This window comes from Candidatus Hydrogenedentota bacterium (assembly GCA_016791475.1).
Taxonomy (GTDB): Bacteria; Hydrogenedentota; Hydrogenedentia; order Hydrogenedentales; family JAEUWI01; genus JAEUWI01.
On record JAEUWI010000147.1, the window covers coordinates 1 to 599 of the forward strand.

At 60.1% G+C, this 599-nt stretch carries 2 protein-coding genes; both read left to right on the top strand.

Annotation, left to right across the window (positions count from 1 at the left end; all coding sequences use genetic code 11):
- Nucleotides 1-203 (top strand): hypothetical protein (locus tag JNK74_28365; protein ID MBL7650102.1); only part of this gene is annotated, 203 nt, incomplete at its 5' end.
- Nucleotides 172-599: SMC-Scp complex subunit ScpB (locus tag JNK74_28370; GenBank protein ID MBL7650103.1), on the top strand; the 428-nt coding region annotated here is incomplete at its 3' end. The genes JNK74_28365 and JNK74_28370, both read left to right, overlap by 32 nt.

The window sequence follows — 599 nt, forward strand, 5'->3', positions numbered from 1 at the left end:
TCGAGACACTGTTCGATCCCGAAATGGGGTCTCCTGGACTGGGTGTGCATTTCCTGGCCATGCTTGAGCAGGTTCGGGACAAAATGATCAGTATCACGCAGACCGAAGCGTTTGCTCCGATCTATATCAATATCAGTTCGGGCGAACCGGAAACTGTCATGGAGGAAGGCGATGGAGCCGAGCCAGGTCAAGCGGGTGCTTGAAGCCGCCTTGCTCGCGGCGCGCGAGCCGATGTCGCCGCACGATATGAAGCGTATGTTCGACGAGGAGCTGTCGACGGACATGCTGCGCAAGCTGCTCGACGAACTGCGCGAGGACTGGGGCGAGCGGCCGGTCGAATTGATTCAGCTTGCATCCGGCTGGCGTTTCAGGACGCGGGCCGAATACCTGCCCTATATCGAGCGCCTCAATCCGGAGCGTCCGCCCAAGTATTCGCGGGCGGTGCTGGAAACCTTGGCCATCATCGCCTATCGTCAACCGGTGACCCGGGGCGATATTGAAGAAATCCGCGGGGTCGCGGTCAACGCCAACGTGATCAAGACACTCGAAGAGCGCGGTTGGATTGACGTGGTGGGCCATCGCGAAACACCCGGGCGACC